22 protein-coding genes are annotated in these 25,185 nt (G+C 65.4%); 10 read left to right on the top strand and 12 right to left on the bottom strand.

The features are described from left to right. Positions 1–498 precede the first annotated feature (498 nt). Positions 499–1,839: a sigma-54-dependent transcriptional regulator gene (locus ACPEES_RS11835; protein WP_435103698.1), complete on the bottom strand. Its 1,341-nt coding sequence runs from the start codon at positions 1,837–1,839 to the stop codon at positions 499–501. After that, a complete protein-coding gene (locus tag ACPEES_RS11830; protein ID WP_435103697.1) occupies positions 1,836–3,467 on the bottom strand; it encodes a sensor histidine kinase in 1,632 nt (543 codons plus the stop codon). Before ACPEES_RS11830 ends, ACPEES_RS11835 begins: the two co-directional genes overlap by 4 nt. Before the next feature lie 434 nt (positions 3,468–3,901). Here ACPEES_RS11830 and sucC point away from each other — a divergent pair, with 434 nt between their 5' ends. Further along, entirely contained in the window at positions 3,902–5,071 is a 1,170-nt protein-coding gene (gene sucC / locus ACPEES_RS11825; RefSeq protein WP_435103696.1) for an ADP-forming succinate--CoA ligase subunit beta, read from the top strand. Positions 5,072–5,107: 36 nt separating this feature from the next. Then, positions 5,108–5,980 (top strand): succinate--CoA ligase subunit alpha, encoded by an 873-nt coding sequence (gene sucD / locus ACPEES_RS11820; protein ID WP_435103695.1) that lies wholly within the window; start codon positions 5,108–5,110, stop codon positions 5,978–5,980. Positions 5,981–6,238: 258 nt separating this feature from the next. Here the strand turns inward: sucD and ACPEES_RS11815 are convergent, their stop codons facing one another. After that, a complete protein-coding gene (locus ACPEES_RS11815) occupies positions 6,239–7,873 on the bottom strand; it encodes an NAD+ synthase (protein ID WP_435103694.1) in 1,635 nt (544 codons plus the stop codon). Between the two features lie 180 nt (positions 7,874–8,053). On the opposite strand from ACPEES_RS11815, the gene glnK reads away from it, so the two are divergent. Continuing rightward, positions 8,054–8,392 carry a P-II family nitrogen regulator gene (gene glnK, locus ACPEES_RS11810; RefSeq protein WP_435103693.1) on the top strand — a complete coding sequence of 113 codons (339 nt, stop codon included), beginning with the start codon at positions 8,054–8,056 and terminating at the stop codon, positions 8,390–8,392. Between the two features lie 18 nt (positions 8,393–8,410). On the opposite strand, the gene ACPEES_RS11805 is transcribed toward glnK, so the two are convergent. Next, a complete protein-coding gene (locus ACPEES_RS11805) occupies positions 8,411–9,154 on the bottom strand; it encodes an outer membrane protein assembly factor BamD (RefSeq protein WP_435103692.1) in 744 nt (247 codons plus the stop codon). Between the two features lie 141 nt (positions 9,155–9,295). Here ACPEES_RS11805 and rluD point away from each other — a divergent pair, with 141 nt between their 5' ends. Further along, positions 9,296–10,264: a 23S rRNA pseudouridine(1911/1915/1917) synthase RluD gene (gene rluD, locus ACPEES_RS11800; protein ID WP_435103691.1), complete on the top strand. Its 969-nt coding sequence runs from the start codon at positions 9,296–9,298 to the stop codon at positions 10,262–10,264. Positions 10,265–10,325: 61 nt separating this feature from the next. On the opposite strand, the gene ACPEES_RS11795 is transcribed toward rluD, so the two are convergent. Both ACPEES_RS11795 and ACPEES_RS11790 read right to left on the bottom strand, forming a co-directional pair. Further along, entirely contained in the window at positions 10,326–11,177 is an 852-nt protein-coding gene (locus ACPEES_RS11795; RefSeq protein ID WP_435103690.1) for an SDR family NAD(P)-dependent oxidoreductase, read from the bottom strand. A 16-nt stretch (positions 11,178–11,193) separates the two neighbouring features. Beyond that, positions 11,194–11,850 carry a DUF1614 domain-containing protein gene (locus ACPEES_RS11790; protein ID WP_435103689.1) on the bottom strand — a complete coding sequence of 219 codons (657 nt, stop codon included), beginning with the start codon at positions 11,848–11,850 and terminating at the stop codon, positions 11,194–11,196. Between the two features lie 200 nt (positions 11,851–12,050). Between ACPEES_RS11790 and ACPEES_RS11785 the strand changes: the two genes are divergently transcribed. The 5 genes from ACPEES_RS11785 (at position 12,051) to ACPEES_RS11765 (ending at position 17,758) form a co-directional block, all read left to right on the top strand. Beyond that, the gene (locus ACPEES_RS11785) at positions 12,051–12,377 is read left to right on the top strand and encodes an FmdB family zinc ribbon protein (protein ID WP_435103688.1); all 327 of its coding nucleotides are present in this window, start codon (positions 12,051–12,053) and stop codon (positions 12,375–12,377) included. Positions 12,378–12,511: 134 nt separating this feature from the next. After that, positions 12,512–14,296 (top strand): aspartate--tRNA ligase, encoded by a 1,785-nt coding sequence (gene aspS / locus ACPEES_RS11780; RefSeq protein WP_435103687.1) that lies wholly within the window; start codon positions 12,512–12,514, stop codon positions 14,294–14,296. A gap of 394 nt (positions 14,297–14,690) precedes the next feature. Then, positions 14,691–16,277, top strand: coding sequence for a methyl-accepting chemotaxis protein (locus ACPEES_RS11775; RefSeq protein ID WP_435103686.1), 1,587 nt, complete (start codon positions 14,691–14,693; stop codon positions 16,275–16,277). Between the two features lie 306 nt (positions 16,278–16,583). Beyond that, a complete protein-coding gene (locus tag ACPEES_RS11770) occupies positions 16,584–17,075 on the top strand; it encodes a DUF192 domain-containing protein (RefSeq protein ID WP_435103685.1) in 492 nt (163 codons plus the stop codon). A gap of 56 nt (positions 17,076–17,131) precedes the next feature. Further along, positions 17,132–17,758, top strand: a complete 627-nt coding sequence (locus ACPEES_RS11765; protein ID WP_435103684.1) for a LysE family translocator — start codon at positions 17,132–17,134, stop codon at positions 17,756–17,758. Here ACPEES_RS11765 and ACPEES_RS11760 read toward each other — a convergent pair. Continuing rightward, positions 17,727–18,086 (bottom strand): hypothetical protein, encoded by a 360-nt coding sequence (locus tag ACPEES_RS11760; protein ID WP_435103683.1) that lies wholly within the window; start codon positions 18,084–18,086, stop codon positions 17,727–17,729. The genes ACPEES_RS11765 and ACPEES_RS11760 overlap by 32 nt on opposite strands. Before the next feature lie 61 nt (positions 18,087–18,147). Between ACPEES_RS11760 and ACPEES_RS11755 the strand changes: the two genes are divergently transcribed. Further along, positions 18,148–18,726, top strand: a complete 579-nt coding sequence (locus ACPEES_RS11755) for a peroxidase-related enzyme (protein WP_435103682.1) — start codon at positions 18,148–18,150, stop codon at positions 18,724–18,726. Positions 18,727–18,956: 230 nt separating this feature from the next. Here ACPEES_RS11755 and ACPEES_RS11750 read toward each other — a convergent pair whose 3' ends face one another. The 5 genes from ACPEES_RS11750 to ACPEES_RS11730 form a co-directional block, all read right to left on the bottom strand. After that, a complete protein-coding gene (locus ACPEES_RS11750) occupies positions 18,957–22,415 on the bottom strand; it encodes an indolepyruvate ferredoxin oxidoreductase family protein (RefSeq protein WP_435103681.1) in 3,459 nt (1,152 codons plus the stop codon). A gap of 531 nt (positions 22,416–22,946) precedes the next feature. Then, positions 22,947–23,303 carry a rhodanese-like domain-containing protein gene (locus tag ACPEES_RS11745; RefSeq protein WP_435103680.1) on the bottom strand — a complete coding sequence of 119 codons (357 nt, stop codon included), beginning with the start codon at positions 23,301–23,303 and terminating at the stop codon, positions 22,947–22,949. A gap of 29 nt (positions 23,304–23,332) precedes the next feature. Continuing rightward, on the bottom strand, positions 23,333–23,710 hold the full coding sequence (folX, locus tag ACPEES_RS11740) for a dihydroneopterin triphosphate 2'-epimerase (protein ID WP_435103679.1): 378 nt from the start codon (positions 23,708–23,710) through the stop codon (positions 23,333–23,335). A gap of 8 nt (positions 23,711–23,718) precedes the next feature. After that, positions 23,719–24,270: a GTP cyclohydrolase I FolE gene (folE, locus tag ACPEES_RS11735; protein WP_435103678.1), complete on the bottom strand. Its 552-nt coding sequence runs from the start codon at positions 24,268–24,270 to the stop codon at positions 23,719–23,721. 115 nt (positions 24,271–24,385) lie between these two features. Further along, positions 24,386–24,862 carry a hypothetical protein gene (locus ACPEES_RS11730; protein ID WP_435103677.1) on the bottom strand — a complete coding sequence of 159 codons (477 nt, stop codon included), beginning with the start codon at positions 24,860–24,862 and terminating at the stop codon, positions 24,386–24,388. Positions 24,863–25,185: the final 323 nt, after the last annotated feature.

Below are 25,185 nucleotides of genomic sequence, written 5' to 3'. Positions count from 1 at the left end.
TAGTGAACTCCCTTTGCGTTCAACTTGCTTCGAAGCATTTCGGGCCACGAGCGCGTCGCGGTGCCCGGCGGGCTGAGATCGAAGCGTCCTTCGGACCCCCACTCACCCCTCACTCAATAGAATGCAGGTTGCGTGCCACCTCTGCGCACGTTATCGGTGAGGCAAGCCTTGGTCCGTAACTCCCTGACTTACGACGTATTGTTGTCGCTCTCCGAGCGACGGGGATTGTTTGCTAGCAACCGTTTGGGGAAGCAATTGACAAGAGTGGTCACCGGGCGCGTCGTGTGGGTGACGTTTATTGGCAGGCCGTTGAGTGCGAGAGGAAGGCGGCCTGTAGGTAACGGCCCGCCAGCGGTTGAGCGTGTCGGGTGATTGGCGCGGCCAGTCCTGGTTGGCTGGCCTTGCTCGGAAGGTACGGCCTTCGTCTGTCGCCCATTGAGTCCGCGGTGGATTCGTTTTCGCGCATCAGTACTCGGTGATCGGGCTGACTGGGCGGCGTTACTCCAGTCCGAGCTTTTTCAACCGGTAACGCAATGCCCGAAAGCTGATGCCCAGAAGTTGCGCGGCCGCAGTCTTGTTGTTCCCCGCCTTCTCCAGCGCTCGATTGATGACATTGCGCTCGATGTCGTCCATGTAGCTCTCGAGCTCGAAGTCCTCCGACGGCTCCGGGGTGGCGGGGCCGGCGGGGGCGGTCATCATGCCTTCGGCAGGCAGTTGGAGATCCTCGGCGGTGATTTCCGGGCCATCGCTTAGCGTCAGCGCGCGCTCCAGGACGTTCTCCAGCTCGCGCACGTTGCCGGGGAAGCGGTAGCACTGCAGTGTTCGCACGGCGTCGGGGGTGAGGCGGACCTTTGGCGCGCCGTTGTCGCTGAAGCGCTCGAGTACGTGATCCACGAGAAGTGGAATGTCGTCGGGGCGTTCGCGCAGGCTCGGGGCGCGGAGCCGGATGACGTTGATGCGGTAGTAGAGGTCCTGCCGGAATCGGCCCTCATCCACGAGCTCGCCCAGGTCATGGTGTGTGGCAGAGAGGATGCGGACGTCGATGGTTTCCTCGCGGGCGCTGCCCACAGGGCGTACGGCCTTTTCCTGGATGGCGCGGAGCAGTTTGACCTGCATGTGTGCCGGCAGATCCGCCACTTCGTCGAGAAACAGGGTGCCGCCCTGTGCGGCCTGGAACAGTCCCTGGCGGTCACCGGTGGCGCCGGTGAAGCTGCCTTTCTTGTGGCCGAAGAACTCGCTTTCCATGAGCTCGCTGGGGATCGCGCCGCAGTTGACGGGCACGAACGGTTGCTCGCGCCGTGGTCCCTTGTCGTGGATGAGGCGTGCGATGAGCTCCTTGCCGGTTCCGGATTCCCCGCAGATGTACACTGGGGCCTGGCTGCGGGCGAGTTTGACGATGGTGCCCCGGATTTGCTGCATGGGCGGCGAGTCGCCGAGGAGGATGTCCCGGGAGCGGCGCTCGGCGGGTTCCTCGGTGAGTCGCAGCGCGTGGTCGACGAGCTGCCGCAGGACGTTGATGTCCACTGGCTTGGTGACGAAGTCGAATGCGCCGGTCTTCAGCGCTTCGATTGCCGTGTCAATGCTTCCATGGGCGGTGATCATCGCCACCGGGGTGTGGGGGTAGCGTGCGGTGATATGGCGCACGAGGTCCATGCCGTCCCCGTCGGGGAGACGCATGTCGGTCAGGCACAGGCCGAACGTCTCGCTTTTGAGGTACGCTTCGGCCTCGCTGAGGTTGGCCGCGCTGCGGGTCTCGATATCCATGCGCCCGAGCGTGAGCTCGGCGAGATCGCGAATGTCGGCTTCGTCGTCGACGATCAGTGCCTTGGGTCGGCTCATCCCGTGGCTCCCTGTTGTTCGTCCTGAGTGCGCGCGAAGGTGATGCGGAAGCAGGCCCCGTGCGTTGCGTCCACGAGCTCGATGCGGGCCCGGCTGGCCTCGCAGAGCTCGCGGGCGAGGTAGAGTCCGAGGCCCGTGCCGTCACGCCGGCTCGTGGCAAAGGGCTCGAAGAGGTGCTCCCGGATTTCCGCGTCGATACCCGGGCCATTGTCGGCGACCTCCAGGTACGCGGCTCCGCGGGCATCATACCCGGTGGCGATTCGCACCTGGGGGGGGTCGCCACCGTGGTCAACTGCGTTGCGCAGCAGGTTTTCGAGTACCTGCCGCAGGTGTGTCGAATCGAATGGCGCTTCGGCCGGCTCGGCGTCGATGGTGAGCGCCATGTCGGCGTACTTTGGCCCTTGTTGGGCTCGCCATTCTTCGGCGACTGTTTTCGCCCACGTGTGGAGCTCGACGGGCTCGCGGTCCGCGGGCGCGCGGCGGGAGAGCTGCAGCACGTTTTCCACGGTCTCGTTCAGCCGGCGCCCCTGTTTGAGGATGATATCCAGCATGCGCCGCTCGCCCTGGGCCAGGTTGTCCGTCTCTTCGAGCAGTTGGGCGGCCTGCATCATTGCGCCGAGGGGGTTCCGTACTTCGTGGGCGATGCTCGCGGTCAGCCGGCCCATGGCGGCGAGCTTGGCCTGCTGGACCTGGGCCCGCATTTCCGTGAGGTTCTCCAGGAAAATCAATGAGCCGCCGCGCCCCTCGGGCTCCAACGGGAGGATGCGGGGCATGAACTCCTCACCCTCGATCATGATCGGTGTGTTGGCCGAGTCGCTCCGCCGGTTTCGCCAGTCATCGACAACGGTTGCCAGCGCTGCGGACCGCTCGTCCAGGCGCGGTGACTGCCCATCGCCAACGGCGCCGGTGAGAGGGCTCGCGGTGCGGTTGGCGAACCGTATATGGTCATCGCGGTCAAGCGCGATGACACCGGTCTCGAGCCTTTGAACAATGTGGGCGTTGAGTGCCTGGAGGTTGGCGACGTCGACGCCACGCTCCGCTGCCAGTGCCTCGCTCTCCCGCGCGCGGCGTGCCAGCAGAGCGGCTGACAGGGAGGTTGCGAATATGCCGATGCCGAGCAGGGCGGCCTGCGTAAAGCCTTCCGCGCCGGCCTGGCCGGAGAGCAGGGCAAGCGTGTGGACCGCGAACAGCGCGATCGTGCCGCTCGCGGCGAAGAATGCCCCCAGGCGAACGCCGCCCAGCAGGCTGCCGCCGGCGACGGCCGAGATCATCAGTATCCCCAGGCCGCTCTCCTGGCTGCCCAGCGTATGAATCAGTGCCGCAATGGCGCCGATATCCACCAGCACGCCGAAGACGACCTGGACCAGGAAAGGTGGTGTGCGGCGCGCCGCACAGCCGAGAAGCAGAAGAGCAACGGCGAGATAGGCGGCGGCAACCAGGGTGAACGACAGCGGGTCGGCAGGATGGATCACGCCGTCGGGGGCGCCGATGGTGCCGACGAGGAACCCCACGAACAGCAACGTCGCGACCACGGCGCGATAGCCGTCGAAGACGATGAGTGGTCGCCAGGTCAGCGCTGCCGCCTTGTTGTCGTTGTGTTCGTCCATGTCGTTGGGTGCCCGCGTCACCGGGCGATCAGTCTCCGGGCTGCCGGGAGGGCGTGCAAGGTCATACGTCACGGTTAGCGGAGTTGCCGAACAGTGCCACGCCACGGGGTCGGTGTATTTTCGCGTTGGTGGTCCCGACCTGCTCGTCGACTTGCCGGCTGACACGCACAGGGCATCTGAGCGTGTGCCCTTGGCGGCCGGCTTACGGTGCCAGGATCGGCGCAAGGCCCGTTGACACGATTGGGCGGCCGGGTTCCGGCGCGCTCGCGGAATCGGTTATTTCTGTTTCAAAAACAGAATGTTGAATGGCGTCCTTGCGGCTATGCTGCTGGTGCACACTTATTGATTCCGAGCATTTCTGACCGATAGGTAAACATGACGAGCGGGTCGCTTTTGATCTGCCTTGGCTATTGGTAGAGAATACCGGGGCTTTTTCACGGAGGTAGGGCGCATCAATGAATCTCCACGAATTCCAGGCAAAGCACTTGTTCACCCAGTACGGCATTGCCATCCCGCAGGGCTTCGTCGCGCGTTCCGGTGACGAGGCGCGCGCTGCGGCCGAGAAGCTCGGCGGCAATGTGTGGGTGGTCAAGGCCCAGGTCCACGCCGGCGGGCGCGGCAAGGCCGGCGGCGTGAAGCTCGCCAAGAGTCTCGACGAGGTAGTCGAGTATACCGAGGGCATGCTCGGTGAGCGGTTGGTCACTCACCAGACGGACGACAAGGGCCTGCCGATCAACGCGGTGATGATCGAGCAGGGGCTCAACATCGAGCGTGAGCTGTACCTCGGCGCCGTCGTCGACCGCGCTTCCAAGCGCATCGTGTTCATGGCCTCGGTCGCCGGCGGCATGGACATCGAGGAAGTGGCCGCCACCGAGCCCGAGAAGATCCTGACCGTGAAGGTGAGCCCCGCGGCTGGCCTGCAGCCTTATCAGTGCCGGCAGCTCGGCTTCGGCCTGGGGCTCGACAAGGACCAGATCAAGCAGCTTACCCGCATCATGAGCGGGCTCTACAAGGCATTCACCGAGCGGGATCTCTCGCTTATCGAGATCAACCCGCTGATCGTGACCGCCGAAGGCGAGCTGCTGTCGCTGGATGCCAAGGTGAACGTCGACGACAACGCCGTGGAGATCGGCCGTCAGGCCGAGATCGCGGACATGCGCGACGTCACCCAGGAGGACGAGACCGAGGTGCAGGCGGCCGAGCACGGTCTCAACTACATCACCCTGGACGGCAATATCGGCTGCATGGTCAACGGGGCCGGTCTCGCCATGGCCACGATGGACGTCATCAAGCTCCATGGCGGCGAGCCGGCCAACTTCCTGGATGTCGGTGGCGGCACCAACAAGGAGCGCGTCACCGAGGCGTTCAAGATCATCTCCTCGAGCCCCGACGTGCAGGGCATCCTCGTGAACATCTTCGGCGGCATCGTGCGCTGCGACATGATCGCCGAGGGCATCATCGAAGCGGTGAAGGAAGTCGGCATCAAGGTGCCGGTGGTTGCCCGCCTCGAGGGGACGAATGTCGAGAAGGGCAAGGAGCTCCTCGCCAACAGTGGCCTGGACATCATTGCTGCGGACGATCTCACCGATGGTGCCAAGAAGGTCGTCTCCGCGGTGAGCGCCTGACGCGACATTCGGACAAGCGAACGAGGTTCAAGCGAGATGAGTATTCTTGTCGACAAGAACACGAAGGTGATCGTCCAGGGCTTCACCGGCAAGCAGGGCACCTTCCACGCCGAGCAGTGCATCGAGTACGGCACCAACATCGTCGGTGGTATCACCCCCGGGCGCGGCGGTGAGACGCACCTGGATCGCCCGGTGTTCAACACCGTGCGCGATGCCGTATCCGAGACCGGCGCGAACGCCAGCATGATCTACGTGCCCGGCGCCTTCGCCGCGGACGCCATCCTCGAGGCCGCCGAGGGCGGCATCAAGGTCATCGCGTGCATCACCGAGGGCATCCCGGTGCAGGATATGCTCCGCGTCAAGGCCGCCCTCGCCGACTACGGTGCGACCCTGATCGGTCCCAACTGTCCCGGTGTGATTACCCCGGGCGCGTGCAAAATCGGCATCATGCCCGGCCAGATCCACAAGAGCGGCGCCATCGGCATCGTCAGCCGCTCGGGCACGCTCACCTACGAGGCGGTCAAGCAGACCACCGACGTGGGCCTTGGCCAGAGCACCTGCGTCGGCATCGGCGGTGACCCGATCCAGGGCATGAGCTTCATCGATGTGCTGGAGCAGTTCGAGGCGGACCGTCAGACCAAGGGCATCGTCATGGTCGGCGAGATCGGCGGTACCGCCGAGGAAGAGGCCGCCGAGTACATCCAGGAGCACGTGCGCAAACCGGTGGTGGCCTACATCGCGGGCGTTACCGCGCCTCCGGGCAAGCGCATGGGCCACGCCGGCGCCATCATCAGCGGCGGCAAGGGCACGGCGGACGACAAGTTCGGTGCGCTGGAGAAGGCCGGCGTCGCCACCGTGCGCTCCCCGGCCGAGATCGGTGCGCGCATCAACGAGTTCTTCACCGGCTGAGCGCCGGCGCGGTAACGCGTGGGACTGGAAAGCCGGCGTCCCTTGGGGCGCCGGCTTTCTTGTGAGCGGCAGGTTCCAAGCGGCAAGTCGTAGGCCAGGCTACGTGCGCGGTACGCGCATCGGAGGCCAGCATGGTCAGTTACGGCCGTAGGCCGTTCATCAGTTCAAAGTGCAAAGTTGAAAGTTCCAAGTCGCGCGCGGTATCGGACCCGTGCGTGCCGACTAGCTGCTTTCAACTTGGAACTTGCGACTTCTCCACTACCCGATGCGTCCGAATCCGGACGTAATCGGGTAACGACGGTCACGGCCGAACGCTTTGGTGGTGATCTTCACCCCTGGCGGCGCCTGGCGGCGCTTGTACTCGTTGCCGTGGAGCATCCGCACGACCCGGCGCACGGTCTGTTCGTCGTAGCCGGCGGCGACGATCTCGTCGATACCCGCGTCGTCTTCCACGTAGGCAGCGAGAATCCCGTCGAGCTCGGCATAGTCGGGCAGGCTGTCCGTGTCCTTCTGGTCGGCACGCAGCTCCGCGGTGGGCGCCTTGGTGAAGATGTTCTCCGGAATGACCGGCGAGAGCTCGTTGCGGTAGCGTGCGAGACGGTAGGCTTCGGTCTTGAAGACGTCCTTCAATGGCGCGAAGCCGCCGACCATGTCGCCGTAGAGTGTCGCATAGCCCACCGCCAGCTCGCTCTTGTTGCCTGTGGCGAGCACCAGCTTGCCGAGCTTGTTCGACAGTGCCATGAGCACAGTGCCCCGCGATCTAGACTGCAGGTTCTCTTCGGTGATGTCCGGCGGCGCGTCCCCGAAGATCGGTGCCAGCGCATCGAGGAACGCATTGAAGATGCCCTCGATTGCCACGTTGTGGTAGGTAACGCCCAGGTTCTCGGCGAGCGTCGCCGCATCGGTATGGCTCGTATCCGAGGTGTAGCGCGAGGGCATCATGACACACTCCACGCGCTCCGGGCCCAGCGCGTCCACGGCGATGGTCGCCACGAGCGCCGAGTCCATGCCGCCGGAGAGGCCGATGAGTACGCCCGGGAAGCCATTCTTCTGGACGTAGTCCCGCACACCCCACACCAGGGCGTCGTAGACACAGGCTTCGTCGGAGGGATCCTCGGTGATTTCACCGTCGCGGGGGCTCCAGCAGCCACGGCGATAGGCGACGTCGACGGGAAAGACCCCCGTCTCGAAGCGCGGCGCGCGTACCGCGAGTCCGCCATCGGCATGGAAGGCGCAAGAGCCGCCGTCGTAGACGACCTCGTCCTGGCCGCCGGCCATGTTGCAGTAAATGATGGGAACTCCTGCCTCGCCGATGCGCTGGCGTAGCACGGACTCCCGAGCCGACCACTTGTATTGATCGAATGGCGAGGCGTTGATGTTGATCACCACCTCGGCACCCGCGCGGGCGGATGCCTCGACAGGCCCTGTGTGCCAGGCGTCCTCGCAGATCGTCACACCTACCGGGCAGCCATTCATATCGATGACGCAGGGTGTGTCCCCCGGACTGAAGTAACGGCGGTCATCGAAGACACCGTACGTGGGCAGGTGGTGCTTGTCGTAGATGCCGAGGGTCACTCCGTCGCGGAGCACGTAAGCGCTGTTGTACAGGTCATGCTCAGCGATGCGTGGAGCGCCAACCACCATCGTGATGCCATGCACCTCGGTACGCAGGCGTTCGATGCCGCGTTCCACCGCGTCGATGAAATCGTCGCGCAATAGCAGATCGTCCGGAGGGTACCCGGTAAGCGCGAGCTCGGGGAATATCACCACCGCCGCGCCGAGCTCGTCGCGGGCGCGCCCGGCAGCCGTGATGACGGCGTCGGTGTTGCCTGGCACGTCCCCGACCAGGAGGTTGAGCTGGGCCATGGCGAAACGGATGCGGTCAGTGCTCATAGATTGGGCGCGTCGTCTTGGCAGTGGACACAACGGCCCAATGCTACCGGAAACATTGTCGGGATTCGCGCCCGTAAGTGCTGGCAGCCAGTCACCTCCGATGATTGTCCGCGGTGGTTCTTTCTGCTCGTTGTCGCTACCGGGTAGACTGCCGACATTAATCCGGTACAGGAGTGACTGATGAAAAAGGTCGAAGCGATCATTAAGCCCTTCAAGCTCGATGACGTGCGCGAGGCGCTCTCCGAGATCGGGATCACCGGCATGACCGTTACCGAGGTCAAGGGCTTTGGCCGCCAGAAGGGCCATACGGAGCTTTATCGCGGCGCCGAATACGTCGTGGACTTCCTGCCCAAGATGCGCGTGGAGATCGTGGTCGCCGACGACCAGGTGGAGCGCTGCCTCGAGGTCATCAATCAGGCGGCTCACACTGGCAAGATCGGCGATGGCAAGGTGTTCGTGACTCCCGTGGAGCGGGTTATCCGCATTCGCACGGGCGAGGAGGACGAGCAGGCGCTTTAGTGTCCCGGAATCAGGACACTAGGTCCGTTCCGGGACGGTGATGCCATTGGTGCGCAGTATGCGTCGAATATCCTCGCGCAACTCCGGCATCTCCAGCTCCCCATAGGCACGCTCGAGCAGCTGTAGTGCCGGCGCCAGCGCGGGCGTGCCTTCGAAGTCCCGCACGAGACCGGTGGCGCGGTTCGCTGCCGCGACCCAGGCCTGGCGGTCGGCGTAGAAGCGCGCGATCATGAGCTCATGGCGTGCCAGCTGGTCCCGGAGCGTCGTCATGCGTTCGCGCGCGTCAGCTACGTATTCGCTCTCCGGGTGTCGCTGGACGAGCGTACGGAAAGCCTCGAAGGCCCGCCGCAGCGGTTCCGGGTCCCGCGCTGCACGGTCCAGGTCGAACATCTCGCCGAGGAAATCGTTGCCTCTCTCCTGCTCGGCGACACCCTTCATGTACCAGGCGTAGTCGACGCGAGGGTGGCGCGGATTGAGCCGGACGAATCGCTCGGCGGCCGCCACGGCGGACTCCGCCTCGTCCATCTTGTGGTAAGCGTAGATAATGTCGAGCTGCGCCTGCTCGGCATAGGTGCCGAATGGGTATCGAGCCTCCAGCGACTCCAGGCGTGATACCGCCGTGCTGTAGTCGCCGCGTTCGAGGGCGCTCTGAGCACTGGCATAAAGCTGCCCGGCGCGGGCATTCTCGTCCGCCGGCTCCGGTGTGCTGGCGCAGGCGCTGAGTAACAGGAGGCTGAACAGCAGGCAGAGGGCTCGCTTCATGGCGTGCTCGTGGTCATTCGTGAAAAACGGCATTCTAGCAGTCTGCCGCAGAGAGTTGGATTCGTGCGAGGTGCAATGCCGCCGCGTCGGCCCGATCGGGGCCGAGCCCAGCGGGACCATTGCCGCAATCGGGATACGCCTATGACGTCATTCGAAGCTGTACGCCGCGAGGCCACCTTCCCGGAAGACGCAGCCGGTCGGCGCGTGGATCGCGCGCTGGCCGAGCTGTTTCCGGAGTTCTCCCGCAGCCGCCTGCAACGGTGGCTGAAGGACGGGCTTATCGTGGTCGACGGTGCCGTGCCCCGGCCACGGGATGCCGTGGCCGGGGGCGAGTCGGTGGTGATCGACGCCACATTGGAACGCGAAGGGCCCGTGACCGCCGAGGCGATCCCGCTGGACGTACGCTACGAAGACGAGCAATTGCTGGTCATCAACAAGCCCGCAGCGTTCGTCGTGCATCCGGGCGCCGGTAACCGGGACGGCACCCTGCAGAATGCCCTGCTGCACCATGCCCCGGAGCTCGCGGGGTTGCCGCGTTCGGGCATTGTTCACCGTCTCGACCGTGACACCACCGGGCTGATGGTGGTCGCGCGCACGCTCGCGGCGCACAAGTCGCTGGTGGATCAGTTGCAGGCCCGCACCGTCGGCCGCGAGTATCTGGCACTCGTTGCCGGTACATTCACGGCCGGCGGTCACGTGGATGCCCCCATTGACCGGCATCCCCGTGACCGAACCCGTATGGCAGTCCGTCAAGGCGGTCGTGAAGCGGTGACGCACTACCGCATCGAGGAGCGGTTTCCTGCGCATACGCTATTGCGTTGCAGGCTGGAGAGCGGGCGGACTCACCAGATTCGCGTTCACATGGCTCATATCCGCCACCCTATCGTCGGCGATCCGATCTATGGTGCCCGACTGCGTTTGCCCGAGGGCGCGGACGAGCCGGTCACGGAGGCCCTGCGCGGCTTTCGCCGCCAGGCCCTGCACGCCGAGCGGTTGTCCCTCACGCACCCGGCGACGGGCGAAACGTTGCAGTGGCAAGCGAATCTGCCGGAAGACTACGTGGCACTGCTGGAGGCGCTGCGCCGCCACCGCGAACGACAAACGGCATAGCGTGATCCCCGCCGGCGGTCGATCCGGGCGCGCGTCGTGATGGCGGCGCCCTGGTGAGCGCTCAGCGGCGCTCCGCCGCTGTGCTTCGCAGCAGCGCCGCGTCCAGTCCGCGGGTCGGCAGGATGCGCCGGAGTAGGCCGAAGAGTTGTGTGGGCACGGTCACCCGGTAGCGGGCGCGCGGGCGCGGGGCTTCGAGGGCGTGGACGAGCTTGTCGCAGACCGCCTCCGGGCCACGGGTGAAGGGGGCGTCCCCGCTGCCGGCCAGTCGGCGCTCCACGGCTTCATAGATGTCTCGGTGGGCGCTCGTGCTCGCGTCGATGTAGCGCTGGTACATGCGATAGGCGTTGGCCCGGAATTGGCTGCGCACCGGTCCGGTCTCGATGAGCGATACGCCGATGCCGGGCGCAGTCACCGCGAGCTCCTGGCGTAGCGTGTCGGTGAGACCTTCCAGGGCAAACTTGCTGGCGTTGTACGCGCCACGGTACGGCAGTGCCACGATGCCCAGAACCGAGCTGTGGTTGACGATCCGCCCGTGACCCCGGGTGCGCATTGCCGGCAGCACCGCGCGGATGAGCTGCTGGGCGCCAATGACGTTGGTCTCGAACTGGGCGCGCAGGGCGTCTGCCGGCAGGTCCTCCACAGCTCCGGGCTGGCCGTAGCCGGCATTGTTGAACAGCGCGTCCAGCCGCCCGCCGGTGTGCTCGAGCACGGCCGCCACCGCCTCCTCGATCGAATCGGTATCGGCGACATCCAGGCGCAGGGCCTCCAGCCCCAGGGTGGTCAGTGCCTCGATATCGGCGTCGCGCCGAGCCGTGGCGAAGACCCGCCAGCCACGTTCGTGGAGGGAGAGCGCGCAGTGGTAGCCGATGCCGCTGGAGCAGCCGGTGATTAGAATGCTTCGCGGTGTGGTCATTGTCGCTGCGATTCGTTCAGGCGAGGAGGACGGCGACGATACCGGTGATGAACACGCCATCGAAAGTGCCGGCGCCGCCAATGGAGGCGACCGGGGAGCCGAGACGGCTGACATCGCGCAGGCGCAGCAGGTCCGCACCGACCAGCACCCCGAGCGTGCCACAGATATAGGCGAGCGGCGCACTGGCTCCCGGTTGCAGGATGATTGCCGTGATCGCGGCGGTGATGGGGGCGATGAATACCGGCATGCCGATGCCGACGCCCGGCACTGGCCGGCTCGCGGCGTAGCAGATCGCCGCCTGAATGCCCGTCGCGATCAGCACGATCCCCAGCGGTAGCGAGTGCTGACCGAGCAGATAGGCGGAGAAGCACACTGGTACCAGGCCGCCGCCCACGTTCATCGCGATCAGCACTTTGCCTTCGGGAACCTGGCGTAAGCGCGAATTGAGCCATTGCGGCAATCGTTGCCAGCGAGGATCGCGCGCAGCCTTGGCGTCGACCATGAATAGTGGAAGATTCACCATGCTGCCGGCGAGGGAGGTAAGCAGCAGCAACATCGCCGAGCCGGCCGAGAGGCCGAGCTTGTCGAAGGCCACGGTGACCACGCCCACCTGAATGAGGGCGAAGACGAAGGCGAAAACGAACAGGCCGAGCAGTAGCTGGAGCGGGTGCACATCCCCTCCGAGGACGTTGTGAAGGCGGTCTGCCGGAACCACATCCGTTTACGGTATCATCCCCCGCGTACGGCGGTCCGCTTGTGGCGCCTGCGATATGCCCCTATCTATACGGTCGTGCACGCCCGTGGCGGTCGGACGGCCCCACGGGTTGGCGCGGGTGTGCGGCCCGCATGGAATTTCGCAGAGGTGAACGAACCATGCCCATCTACGAATATCAGTGTGAGGCCTGTGGCCATGAGCTCGAAGCGTTGCAGTCGCTGAGCGATGCGCCGCTCACCGACTGCCCCGAGTGCAGCCGTTCGCAGCTGCGCAAGCGGGTTTCCGCCGCGGCATTCCGTCTCAAGGGCGGCGGTTGGTACGAGACCGACTTCAAGTCCGACAAACGCCGCAACATCGCCGGGGATGGCCAAAGTGGCGGTCAGTCCCAGAGCTCGTCGGGCGGCGACTCCCAGAGCAAGTCGCAGAGCAAGGGAGACGGCGGCGGCAAGGACACCAAGTCCACGCCCAAGGCCGACACCGCCTGAGCGCGGGCGCGCTTGCGCCGCCCTGGTGGACCGCTTACCATTTTCGGCTACCCTCGCCCGCTAGGGAAATCCGCAAGCGCTTCCCTAGCGGGCTTTTCCGTTTTTTATCCAAGGCTTACAGGCGGTTCGGTTTCATGCGCACTCACTATTGTGGCGAGGTCACGGAAAGCCTTCTGGACTCCGAGGTCGAGGTTTGCGGCTGGGCGCACCGGCGGCGGGACCACGGCGGCATCATCTTCGTGGATCTGCGGGATCGGGAAGGGTTGCTGCAGGTGGTCTTCGATCCTGACGAGCAGGATGCCTTCGCTCTCGCCGATACCGTGCGCAACGAGTTCGTCCTGCGCGCCCGCGGCCGTGTACGCCGCCGGCCCGAGGGCACGGAGAATCCCAACCTGCCCACCGGACAGGTGGAGGTCTACGCCACCGAGCTGGAAATTCTCAACCGCGCCAAAACGCCGCCGTTCCAGCTCGATGATACGGACGTGGGCGAGGATGTGCGCCTGCGTCATCGGTACGTGGATCTGCGTCGTCCGGAAATGCACCAGCGCCTTCGCACTCGCGCGCGTGTGACCAGCATCCTGCGTCGTTACCTCGACGACAACGGCTTTCTGGATATCGAAACGCCGATGCTCACCCGGGCGACGCCCGAGGGCGCACGCGATTTCCTGGTGCCGAGCCGTATCCATCAGGGTGCCTTCTATGCCCTGCCGCAGAGTCCGCAGCTATTCAAGCAGCTGCTGATGATGAGCGGTATGGATCGCTACTACCAGATTACACGCTGCTTCCGTGACGAAGACCTGCGCGCCGATCGTCAGCCGGAGTTCACCCAGCTCGACATCGAGACCTCGTTCATGGACGAGGATGCGATCATGGGCCACATGGAGGCCATGATCCGCGGTCTTTTCCGCGAGGTGCTGGGCGAAGAGCTTCCCGAGCCGTTCCCGCGCATGAGCCATGCCGAGGCGGTACATCGCTTTGGCATCGACCGTCCCGATCTGCGCATACCGTTGGAGCTCGTCGAAGTCGCCGATCTCGTGGAGGGCGTCGAATTCAAGGTGTTCGCGGCGCCGGCCGCCGATCCCAAGGGGCGGGTGACGGCGCTGCGGGTACCCGGCGGCGGTGAGCTCACCCGCAAGGCGATCGACGACTACACTCAGTTCGTCGGCCGCTACGGCGCCAAAGGGCTTGCCTATATCAAGGTCAACGACCCGTCCCAGGGGCGTGATGGCCTTCAGTCGCCGATCCTCAAGTTCCTGCCGGACGCCGCCGTTGCCGGTATTCTCGAGCGCACCGGCGCCGAGGCCGGTGACCTCGTCTTCTTCGGCGCCGACAAGGCGAAAGTGGTCAACGAGTCCCTTGCCGCGCTGCGGGTGAAGGTCGGCCACGATCTCGATCTCGTCGAGCCGGGTTGGCGGCCGTTGTGGGTGGTGGACTTCCCCATGTTCGAGTACGACGAGGGGGACAAGCGCCTCTACGCGCTCCATCATCCGTTCACCTCGCCGCGTGCCGAGGATCCCGATGAGCTGTCACAGAGTGATCCGGAGGCGTTGCTCTCCCGCGCCTATGACATGGTGCTCAATGGTACCGAGGTCGGTGGCGGCTCTATCCGTATTCACCGGCCGGACATGCAGCAGGCCGTCTTCCGGCTGCTAGGTATCGGCGACAGTGAGGCGCGGGAGAAGTTCGGCTTTCTGCTGGATGCGCTCGAGTATGGTGCGCCGCCTCACGGCGGCATCGCCTTCGGGCTGGACCGTCTCGTGATGCTCATGACCGGGTCGCGTTCCATTCGTGACGTCATGGCCTTCCCCAAGACTCAAACGGCGACGGATCTGCTCACCGAGGCGCCGGCCGAGGTGGACGAGGCGCAACTGCGCGAGCTCGGCATCCGCCTTCGCCGTACGGCCAAGGCCGAGGCCTGAGTTCCGCCGGAATCTTCGCGCCCGGCACTCGCGTGGACGCGATGGCCGGCACGCAGGTCTGGGTCGGGTGACAGGCGCCCGCCGGGTCGCCTGTCACCCGCCTTCATAGACCGGTTACCAACACCATTCCATCGCACCAGGGGCCTGCTACGGTCCCTTCGTCGGCGGCATGTTTCGCCGTCGTATTGCATCCGTTGTGGTGCCGGTACGTCTGTAACAGGCACAACGGCGGTGCCACGCTTGTGTGACGGAGACCTTGTAGAGCCCGGCGAAAGCATGCCGGACCTCCAATCAATAATGATGACGCATAAAGTTTCTAACCGGGTTGCCGTTAACTGTCTCGGGCGGCACTCGATGCCGCTCGTGGAATCGTACGGGCGATAGGGAGCAGGGCATGCGCGTCAACAAACCGGTCACGGACCGCGAGGAGCCGGTCCACGCCGATGACCGGCTGATAAGCACCACCGATCTCAAAGGGGTGATCCAGAGCGCCAACGAGGCGTTTTGCCGGGTGGCGGGCTTTGACGAAGACGAGCTGCGTCGCAAGGCCCACAACATCGTTCGCCACCCCGACATGCCCGAGGCCGTCTACCAGAACTTCTGGGACACCCTGAAGTCCGGCCGGCAGTGGATGGGCGTGATAAAGAACCGTTGCAAGAACGGCGACTACTATTGGGTCAACGGCTACGTCTCGCCCGTCTACCATCAAGGCGAGCACATGGGCTATCAGTCCGTTCGCAGCCAGGCCACGCCGGCGCAGAAGGTTCGTGCCGAGCGCCTGTACGCGCGCATGCGAAAAGGGGCGTCCGTGGTGCCGTGGTGGGCACGAGTGGGAACGCGCGGGCGTCTGTCCGCCGTGGCTGTTGGCTGCGCGCTCGTCGGGGCGCTGACGGGCGGCGTTGCCGTCTCCCAGGGGGCGGCTGTCGGCCTTCTCGCCGTCGCTGCCGTGGCGGTATTCGCCTGGGGGATTGCCTGGGTCGCGACCCGGCGTCTGTCGCGTGCCAGCGAGTTGGCACGAAGTGTTTTCGACAACTCGGTGGGCGAATACACGTACGGTGGCGGCCATGATGTCACCGCTGAGGTAGAGCTCGCGCTGGCGATGCAGCGTTCCCAGCTCGACGCCATGCAGACGCGCATGAATGACCTCAGCGTGCCGCTGCAGGAGGCGGCGCAGGCCACCGAGCGCGCTGCGTCCGAGGCACGCACGGCACTGGATGGTCAGCGTGGCGAAACCGAGCAGGTGGCGACGGCGATGAACGAGATGTCCGCCACGGTGCAGGAAGTCTCGCGCAACACGGTCGACGCCGCCAGCAGCGCTTCTGCCGCGGTGGATGAAGCCGGCTCCGGGCGTGCGGTGATCGAGAAGACGGGCAGCGCCATGACCCGGCTGGCTGACGAAGTGGAGGAGGCCGCGGGCGTCGTCGAGCGACTCAAGGCCGATACCGACGCCATTCGCAAAGTGCTCGATGTCATCCAGGGCATTTCCGAGCAGACCAACCTGCTGGCGCTGAATGCCGCGATCGAGGCCGCCCGTGCGGGCGATACCGGTCGCGGCTTCGCGGTAGTCGCCGAAGAGGTGCGTGCGCTGTCCAAGCGTGTGAGCGATTCCACCGGCGAGATCGCGGGGATGATCGAACGTCTGGAGGGCGGTGTCGGGCAGGCTGCCACGGTCATGGCGCACAGTCGTGATTCCGCCACGAACGTCGCGCAGGGGGCCGAAGAAGCCCAGGAAGCCATTCGCCGCACGGAGGAGCGGGTGCGCGAGATCAGCGACATGAACACGCGTATTGCCAGTGCTGCGGAACAGCAGAGTGCGACGGCAGAAGAGATCAACCGCAGTGTCCTCGGCGTCAGCGACGGCTTTACCACCACCGATCAGGCAGCGCAGGCCACGAGCGAAGCGAGTGCCCGGCTGTTGACGTTGGTCGACGAAATGCACGGGCTCATTCGGCAGTTCGCCGTCCTCGGCCGCTCTTACTAATCCGATCACAGATAATGCCACATGTCAGAGCGCTTGTGCGGTTCGGGGGCAAGGCGCGCTCGCGCCAGCGTGGCCGGGTCTCGTCAAGCGAGCGCAACGCCGCCACCGGGCCGCTGTGGCGCACAGACCGGCGGACGCATGACAATACCTCTGAGACGATTAGTGGAATTGTTCGGTGACATGGCCGCGCGTCGGGCGGGAGCGTTCGAACGCTCCGGCGCGGGCTGAAACCGTCTTCAGACGGCCTTCTCCGTGCCTGGCGTCACGCATTTCCGCCCGACGCGAGCGGTGGCATACTGCCTATCTATGCGCAATTTACCCCGCATTGCCCTGATCGCTTTTCTCGCCGGCGGCGTGTTGCTGTTCGGGCGCTGGGGCCCGGCCGAGGAGGGGGCACGGGCGCAGGGCCTGGCGATATGGCGGGGCATGGAGAAGGCGCTCGTCGAGGTGCCTGGCCGTCCGGCGCCACTCGAGGTGCGCGTGGCCGACGACAGCGACGAACGGGCCCAGGGCATGCAACACCTGCCCGCCACGGAAGTACGCGCCAACCCGATCTGGTTTCGATTTCCCGAGGCGCGTGTTACCCACTGGCACATGCGTAACGTCGCCCTCGCGCTCGATATCGCCTGGCTCGATGCCTCGGGTCGGGTGCTTGCCGTCGCCCGGATGGAGCCGGGGGAGACGGGGTACCGGTCGCCGCCGGACGTACGTCATGCGCTGGAGCTTGCCGCGGGCATGGCCGAGCGTCTGGGGATAAGGCCGGGGGTAAGCGTGTCGCCGCCGGTGACAGCCGAATAACGGGCGTGTGCCCGGTCCGGCTGGAGGCGCCGGTTATCGGACAATGGAGTGTGTCAATGACTTGGACGGCATGGCTGTCACTCGCGGCAGTATGCACCATGGGTGCGATGTCGCCCGGCCCCAGCCTGGCGGTGGTCGTGCGGCATACCGTGCGGCGTTCGCGGGCCCACGGTGTGGCAGTGGCCCTGGCCCATGCGCTCGGGGTGGGCTTCTACGCGTTGGTGACCACGCTCGGTCTTGCCGCGGTGCTGGTGGCGCATCCTTTGCTCTACCAGGGGCTTGCGCTTGCCGGCGCGGCATATCTTGCCTGGCTCGGCTGGCGGGCGGTACATGCGAGCGCCGGCACTGTGAACACGGACGGGCCGGCAATGGCCGGCGGCGTGTTCGCCGCGGCGCGTGACGGTTTCCTCATCGCCTTTCTCAACCCCAAGATCGCGGTGTTTTTCCTCGCCCTTTTCAGTCAGTTCGTGCACGCGGACATGGGGATAACGGAAACCGCGATCTTCTGGGCGACGGCGACCGTCATCGATGGCGGTTGGTACGCCCTCGTGGCCGTCGCGCTCTCACGTGGGCGAGTGCTCGACTGGTTGCGCCGTAATGCGCACTGGGTGGACCGTCTTACCGGGGTCATTCTGTTGGGCCTGGCGGCAGTCACGGGCGTGCGCGTGCTCTCCGGCGCATGATACCGGACAGGGCGACGGTGGCCGCTGCGCCGGCTGCAGCCACGGCCAGCGAGGCACTGACGGTGATGCCGGCACACCAGCTCGAAAGCGCACAGGTGCTTGCCACAAGTGCCACCGCCGGTATCGTGGCAGCGCGGCCCTCGCGTCGGGCGCGGATCATGGCAACCGCGATCGTGACCACGGCGAGGTGAGCCAATGCCACGCTCCAGGCCGCGGCCGAGAGTGTGGTGGCGTCTGTGGAGGCGAGTGTAGTGGCCAGCCACCCGCCGAGGTAGATCCATCCGCCAATCAGTGCGAGCAGCACGGGAACAAGAAGCAGGCACATCATTCATAGTCTATTCAATCGGCCTGCCGCGAACCACGCGGCCGCGACCGGGAGGAATGCCGCCATGTCACAGCCGGATTACGTTACCGCCCTCGATTTACCGTTGCCCGAGCCCGAAGCGCTCGACGAGGACATGCGCCGCTATATCGAGGTCTGCCAGGAGAAACTCGGGCTGGTGCCCAACGTGCTGCGGGCGTACAGCTTCGATCAGGGCAAGTTGCGCAACTTCGTCAACTTCTACAACGAGATCATGCTCGGCGATTCCGGGCTCACGAAGCTCGAGCGCGAGATGATTGCGGTGGTGGTCTCCGCGATAAACCGTTGTTTCTATTGTCTGGTCGCTCATGGACAGGCCGTGCGCGCGCTTTCCGACGACCCCAAGCTCGGGGAGCTGCTGGTGATGAATTACCGTGCTGCCGAACTGCATCCGCGCCATCTGGCGATGCTCGATTTCGCCGCCTACCTCACCGAGCACCCGGAGGAAATCGGGGAGGAAGACCGTGCCGAATTGCGCGAGGCGGGGTTCAGTGATCGCGATATCTGGGATATCGCCGCGGTGACCGGGCTGTTCAACATGACCAATCGTGTCGCTTCCGGCGTGGATATGATGCCCAACCCCGAATACCACGCGATGAACCGTTGACCACCGCGTAGGCCGCGTCGGAGGAGGAATCGTCGGGACGCGACGATTGCCCGGCAAATGCGAAACACAATGGGGACGAAGGCGAGGAAGATCACGGTAGCCGGCACCCGGGCACGAGATCGCGCGGGTGCCGGCACTGTGTTACCTCAGGCAAGGCCTATGCGGGTTCATCGTGGCATGACGACCATCCAACCCTTCGTGTTGGGAGGGGCGTCTTCGCCACGGCCCGGTTATGCCGCTACTCGTCGCGGTGGATGCCGGAAGAGGGCGAGGAGCTCCGTCTGGCGGGCCCGCGCTTTCTCCACCGCGGCGGCTTTGACGTGCCCATAGCCGCGGATGTGTTCCGGCAGTCCGGCCAGCTCCACGGCGTAGCCGTGATTGGCGGTCTCGAGCCCTTCGATAAGCTCCTCCACCAACGCTTCGTAATCGTGCAACAGTTGCCGTTCCAGCTTGCGGTCCGCCGTATAGGCGAACACGTCCAGTGCCGTGCCTCGCAGACGCTTCATCTTCGCCAGGACCCGGAAGAGCTTGAAAATCCACGGACCGTAGGCCCGCTTGCGGGGTTCGCCGGTGGCCGGGTCAACGCGTGTGAGAATGGGTGGGGCGAGGTGCAGCTCGAGCTTGAAGTCGCCGCTGAAGGTCTCGCGCAGCTCACGTTCGAAGTCACCATCGGTGTACAGACGGGCTACCTCGTACTCGTCCTTGTAGGCGAGCAGCTTGAAGTAGTAACGGGCGACCGCCTCGGTTAGCGCCTGACTCTGGGGCAGTCGTTTCGCTTCAACTGCGCGCACGCGCTCCACCAGGGCCTCGTAGCGCTGAGCATACCCTTCGTCCTGATAACCCACGAGGTAATCGCGGCGCCGGCGAATTACCTCGTCGAGGGTGTCGGCGATGTCCGGCGCCGCCTGCGCGGGGCTGGCGAGGTGTTCCACGCGCCTGCGGTCATGGGCAGCACGCCGGCCCCAGAGGAAAGCCTGGCGGTTGGCCTGCACCGCGACGCCGTTCAGCTCGATCGCGCGGTCGATGGCATCCGCTGACAGCGGAATGAGTCCCTGTTGGTAGGCGAAGCCCACCATGAACAGGTTGGCCATGATGGCGTCGCCGAGCAGGCCTTCCGCAAGTCGGGTAGCGTCGAGGAAATGGCTGGCGTCGTCCCGGGTGTGCCGCTGGATCGCAGTCGACATGCCATCGGTGGGGAAGGGCAGATCCGGGTCCCGGGTGAAACCCGAGGGCATGACACGGTGTGTATTGACCACCGCGGCGGCCCGCTTCGGGTCGAGGCGGGAGAGCGTGTCGGCGCCGGCGGCGACCACCAGATCGCAACCGAGCAGCACGTCGGCCTCGCCCAGGGGGATGCGTGGACCATGCACGGCGTCGGGATCGGCGCCCACGCGGACGTGACTCACGACGGCTCCGTACTTCTGGGCGAGACCGGTCATGTCCAGTACGCCGACGCCGCGGCCTTCCAAATGCGCGGCCATGCCGAGCAGCGCCCCGATGGTGACGACACCAGTGCCGCCCACCCCGGTGACGAGCAGGTTGAATGGTCGCTCCAGTGACGGACGCTCCGGTTCGGGCAGCACCTCGAAGGGCGTGTCGACGCTCACCCCCTCGGGGCGGCGTAGCTCGCCGCCGTGCACGGTCACGAAGCTCGGGCAGAAGCCGTCGACGCAGGAGAAGTCCTTGTTGCACTGCTGCTGGTCGATGGCCCGTTTACGCCCGAATTCGGTCTCCCGCGGGATAACCGAGAGGCAGTTGGACTTGGCGTTGCAGTCACCGCAGCCCTCGCAGACCCGCTGATTGATGAATGCCCGCTTGGGCGGATCAGCAGCAATGCCGCGTTTGCGCCGGCGGCGCTTTTCGGCGGCGCAGGTTTGATCGTAGATGAGCGCGGTGCAGCCCGGGGTCTCGCGTAGCTCCCGTTGCAGGGCATCGAGTTCGCGGCGGTGGTGGACAGTGACGCCGTTGGCGAGTCCCTGAGCGCCGTCGTACTTCTCGGGCTCGTCGCTGACGATCACGGTGCGTCCCACGCCTTCGGCGGCGAGCTGGCGGGTGATCTCCGGCACCGAGAGCTCACCGTCGACGTGCTGGCCGCCGGTCATGGCTACCGCGTCGTTGTAGAGGATCTTGTAGGTGATGTTCACGCCGGCGGATACCGCCGCACGTATGGCCATCAGGCCGGAATGGAAATAGGTGCCGTCGCCCAGGTTGGCGAAGACATGGCGCTGCTCGGTGAACGGTGCCTGGCCGACCCAGGTCACGCCTTCGCCGCCCATGTGGGTGAACGTTTCGGTTTCCCGGTCCATCCAGGTGGCCATGTAGTGACAGCCGATCCCCGCCACGGCGCGGCTGCCCTCGGGTACCCGGGTGGAGGTGTTGTGCGGGCAGCCGGAGCAGAAGTGGGGCACACGTTCGAGCAGGGTCGGCTCGCGCTCTGCACTCGCGCGTGCCTCGGTAATGGCGCGCAGGCGCCGCTGAAGCGCGGCGCTGTCGTGAAAGCGGCACAGCCGGGAAGCGATGACCTCGGCGACGACGGCGGCGTCCAGCTCACCGGCGGACGGCAGCAGCCAGTCCCCGCGCTCATCCCGTTTGCCGACGATGCGGGGGCGTTCCGCATCCGGGCACTCGTAGAGCTGGCTGCGGATCTGGTCCTCGATGACACCTCGCTTCTCCTCGACCACCAGCAGCTCCTCGAGGCCGCTCGCAAAGGCGCGCAGCCCTTGTGGCTCCAGGGGCCAGGGCATGGTGACCTTGTACAGCGCGATGCCGAGGCCGCGGGCTTCGTGCTCGTCGATGCCGAGGTCGGCGAGCGCCTGGAGCACGTCCAGATAGGCCTTGCCGGTGGTGACGATGCCCAGGCGTGGGTGTTGGGGGGCGATGACGGTTCGGTCCAGCGTGTTGGCACGGGCGAATGCCAGGGCCGCCGCGATTTTGTCGCGGTGCAGTCGGTTCTCCTGGGTCATTGGCCGGTCCGGCCAGCGGATGTTGAGCCCCTCCTCGGGGAGAGAGAAGTCCTTGGGCAGATGGATGTGCACGCGTTCCGGGTCGACGGCGACGGAAGCCGAGGCGTCGGCGGTGTCGGCGATGATCTTGAATCCGACCCAGCAGCCGCTGTAGCGAGACAGGGCCCAGCCCATCAGCCCGAGATCGAGCACGTCCTGGACGTCAGCGGGATTGAGCACGGGTATGCCGGCGTCCATGAACGAGTACTCGCACTGGCTCGGCAGCGTCGACGACTTGCAGCCGTGATCGTCGCCCGCCACGGCCAGCACGCCGCCGTACCGGGCGCTGCCGGCGGCGTTGGCATGCTTGAACACGTCGCCGGTGCGGTCAACGCCCGGGCCTTTTCCGTACCACAGGCCGAAGACGCCATCAACGCGCGCCCCCTGCCACAGATTGACCTGCTGGCTTCCCCAGACCGCGGTGGCGCCGAGGTCTTCATTGACCGCCGGCTTGAAGTGGACATGGTGCTCGTCGAGAAAGGCTTTGGCCTGCCAGAGTGCCTGGTCGAAACCGCCGAGCGGCGACCCCCGGTAGCCGGAAATGAATCCGGCGGTGTCGAGACCGTTGGCAACGTCCCGGGCGTGCTGCATCAGCGGCAGACGCACGAGAGCCTGAATGCCGGTGAGATAGATTCGCCCAGTCTCCAGGGCGTATTTGTCGTCCAGGCGGACGTTCGCAATGGCCATGAGGGGATCTCCCTGCCGTTGTATGCCAACGTCACCCCCCGCTCTCCTCCCCGGGGGCGGTCGCTGCGACGACACAGTGGTCTTTTGGACCCGCGCCGCGACGACGGGCCGGCTGACGGCCGGATAGGGCCGCCGCCAGCGTGACACGCCTGCAATGTTGAACGGATTGTCGCGTGCAGTCTTGAAATGCCGCTATGGGGAAGTCAAGTTGCGCTGCAGCAATGACGTGACGTCAGGTAACTGCTTGACGATAGGGAAGGAAGAGGGAGTCGAAAGAGGAAAGATTCAAGTTGCAAGTGTCGGGAGGTAGGGTTCAGAGGGCCGTGTTTCGGGGTTCGGGATCAGGGTATCAAGTCCGCGTTTCGGGCGGCGGGAAGCGGCGGACGCTGGCGGCAATGGCACCGCGATCGCCGATTTCGAACCCGGACGCGAAACCTGAACCCCGGACCTGCCCATCAGCGGCGCGCCTGTGGCACGGCGTACGCCGCTCAAGACATTCCACTTTGGAGCTTTTGGGTTTGCTGCTGGCGCTTACGCGCCCACAGGCTCGCCGGTGGCCGGGTCGATCGCGATCACTTTCAGGCCAGCCGCTTTCCAGGCCTTGAGCCCGCCGCTCATGTGGACCGCTTTCCGCCGGCCCGCGTTCAGACAGCGCCTGGCGGCGTCGGCGGAGCGCATGCCGCTGCCGCAGTGGAAGATCACCTCACGGTGGTCGTCCGCCGGGATCGCGGCCGGGTCGAATGTCTTCAGCGGGTAGAGAAATGCCCCGGGGATGCGTTCGGCCTGGTACTCGGTCGCCTCGCGCACGTCGATCAGCAACACGCGTCCGGCAGCGAGGCGCTCGGAAACCTCCTCCGGCGAAAGCTCTTCCACAGCGGTATCACCCATGTCCAACTCCTGTCGTGTGTGAGCGTTGTCTAATCCTGTTCGCGCTCGGCCACCATGGTCAACGAGACCGAGTCGGAGAAGCGTAATGCGTGTGGCTTGTCCACCTCCACCTCGGCGCGGTGCACGACCGGCGGCTCCAGGGCGATGGCGAGGAGGTCGTGAGCCAGTTTCTCCAGCAGCAGGAAGCGTCCGTCCTCCACGTGGGCGATGATGCGCTTGGTGAGCGCCTTGTAATCGAGCGCGTCGGCGACATCGTCGCTATGGGCGGCGTTTATGGCGTCATAGTCGACCGTGACGTTGATCACCACATCCTGGCGCTTGCGCTGCTCGTCGTCGTTGAAGCCGATGTACGTACGCAGCCGCAAGTCCTTGATGCGGATACGCGCGGGTGCGTGTCTAATCGGCACGACCATGGTCACCGTATGAGCTGGAGGAACTCGTTGCGCGTCGACTGGCGCTCGCGGAATGAACCGAGCATCATCGATGTGCTCATCTCGGAGTTCTGCTTGGCGACACCGCGCATCATCATGCACAGGTGATTGGCGGTGATCTGCACGGCCACGCCCTTGGCCCCGGTGACTTCCTGCAGTGCTTCGGCGATCTGGCGGGTGAGCTGCTCCTGGATTTGCAGCCGGCGGGCGAACATGTCGACGATGCGTGCCACCTTCGACAGCCCCAGCACACGTCCATTGGGGATATAGGCGACCTGTGCCTTGCCGAAGAACGGCAGCAGATGGTGCTCGCACAGTGAATACAGCTCGATGTCGCGGACGATGATCATCTCATCCAGATCGGATTCGAACAGCGCGCCGTTTACCAGCTCTTCCAGGCTCTGCTCGTAGCCCTGGGTGAGATAGCGAAACGCGCTGGCCGCGCGCGCGGGGGTCTTGGCCAGACCTTCGCGCCGAACATCCTCGCCGATGCCGGTAATGATCTGCTCGAACTGCTCTGCGAGTTGCTCGCTCATGAACGTTTCCCGTCTGCTGAGATTCCTGAGATATCGGATGCGCCCCGGATCGGCGTCCAGGCCGTGTTCGATCAACTGCTCGCGGGGGCTGCGCAGGCGCTGCCAAGCGCTTGGGTCAACGGCCGGCTGAGTCGGCGGAGCGTTCGCCTGCGGCGGCTTCCACGGGGCCCGCGTGCTCCAGGCAGCCACGGGAGAGGCGCAGCCATGCGCGTGCTTCCGAGCGCAATTGTTGTGGCAGCGGTTCCGGCTCCCCGTTGCGTGTGACGCCGATCAGACTGTAGCCGTGCCAGTAGCGGTGCCATGACGACTCGGCCGCCGTATAGAGCGTTTCACGCACGCGCAGTTCCTCGTCCACGGCGACGATCGTGAGCGCGGAGGCCAGCGCCTGGTAGACGCGACTCGGGCAAGGGGGCGTCTCCGGCGGCAATACACGCAGGCGCAGGCCGCGCACGCGAAGGCGCGCACTCGTGAACTCCAGCCGGTGCAGGAGTGTGGCGCGCGCGTTCGCCAGGCACGACTCAAGCCACTCGCCGGTGATCCCGTCGCCGGGCACCGTAGCGGTGGTGAGATGATGATAACTGTCGATATGCATCGTGGCACGACCTCAATCGCGCCAACATATACGAGCACGTACGCACGGATCAATTGCCATTTGCCGGCATCGTCGAGCCGAGACGTGGCCACTATAGTAGAAAGCATGACAGTCGGGAGCGCTAATCGGTTTCGAGCGTGCGCCACGATTGTGGCGGGGCCGGCCGATCGTGGCGCACGCGAGCAGTGTTGCATGGCGAACCCTCCGCCGGGCCGGGCCCGAAAGGCGCGTTGAGCGGGGGCTTCGGTACCAACATACCCGGTAGGATCACCGCAGCGCGTTTCGGTTGCTCCGCCTCGCGGAGTCGTCGCCCCGCTATGGAA

Origin of the sequence: Arhodomonas sp. AD133, from assembly GCF_051195215.1 — a bacterium.
In the GTDB taxonomy this organism is placed as follows: Bacteria; Pseudomonadota; Gammaproteobacteria; order Nitrococcales; family Nitrococcaceae; genus Arhodomonas.
The sequence above is the reverse complement of the archived record's forward strand: the minus strand, read 5'-3'. Positions and strand labels throughout refer to the sequence as shown.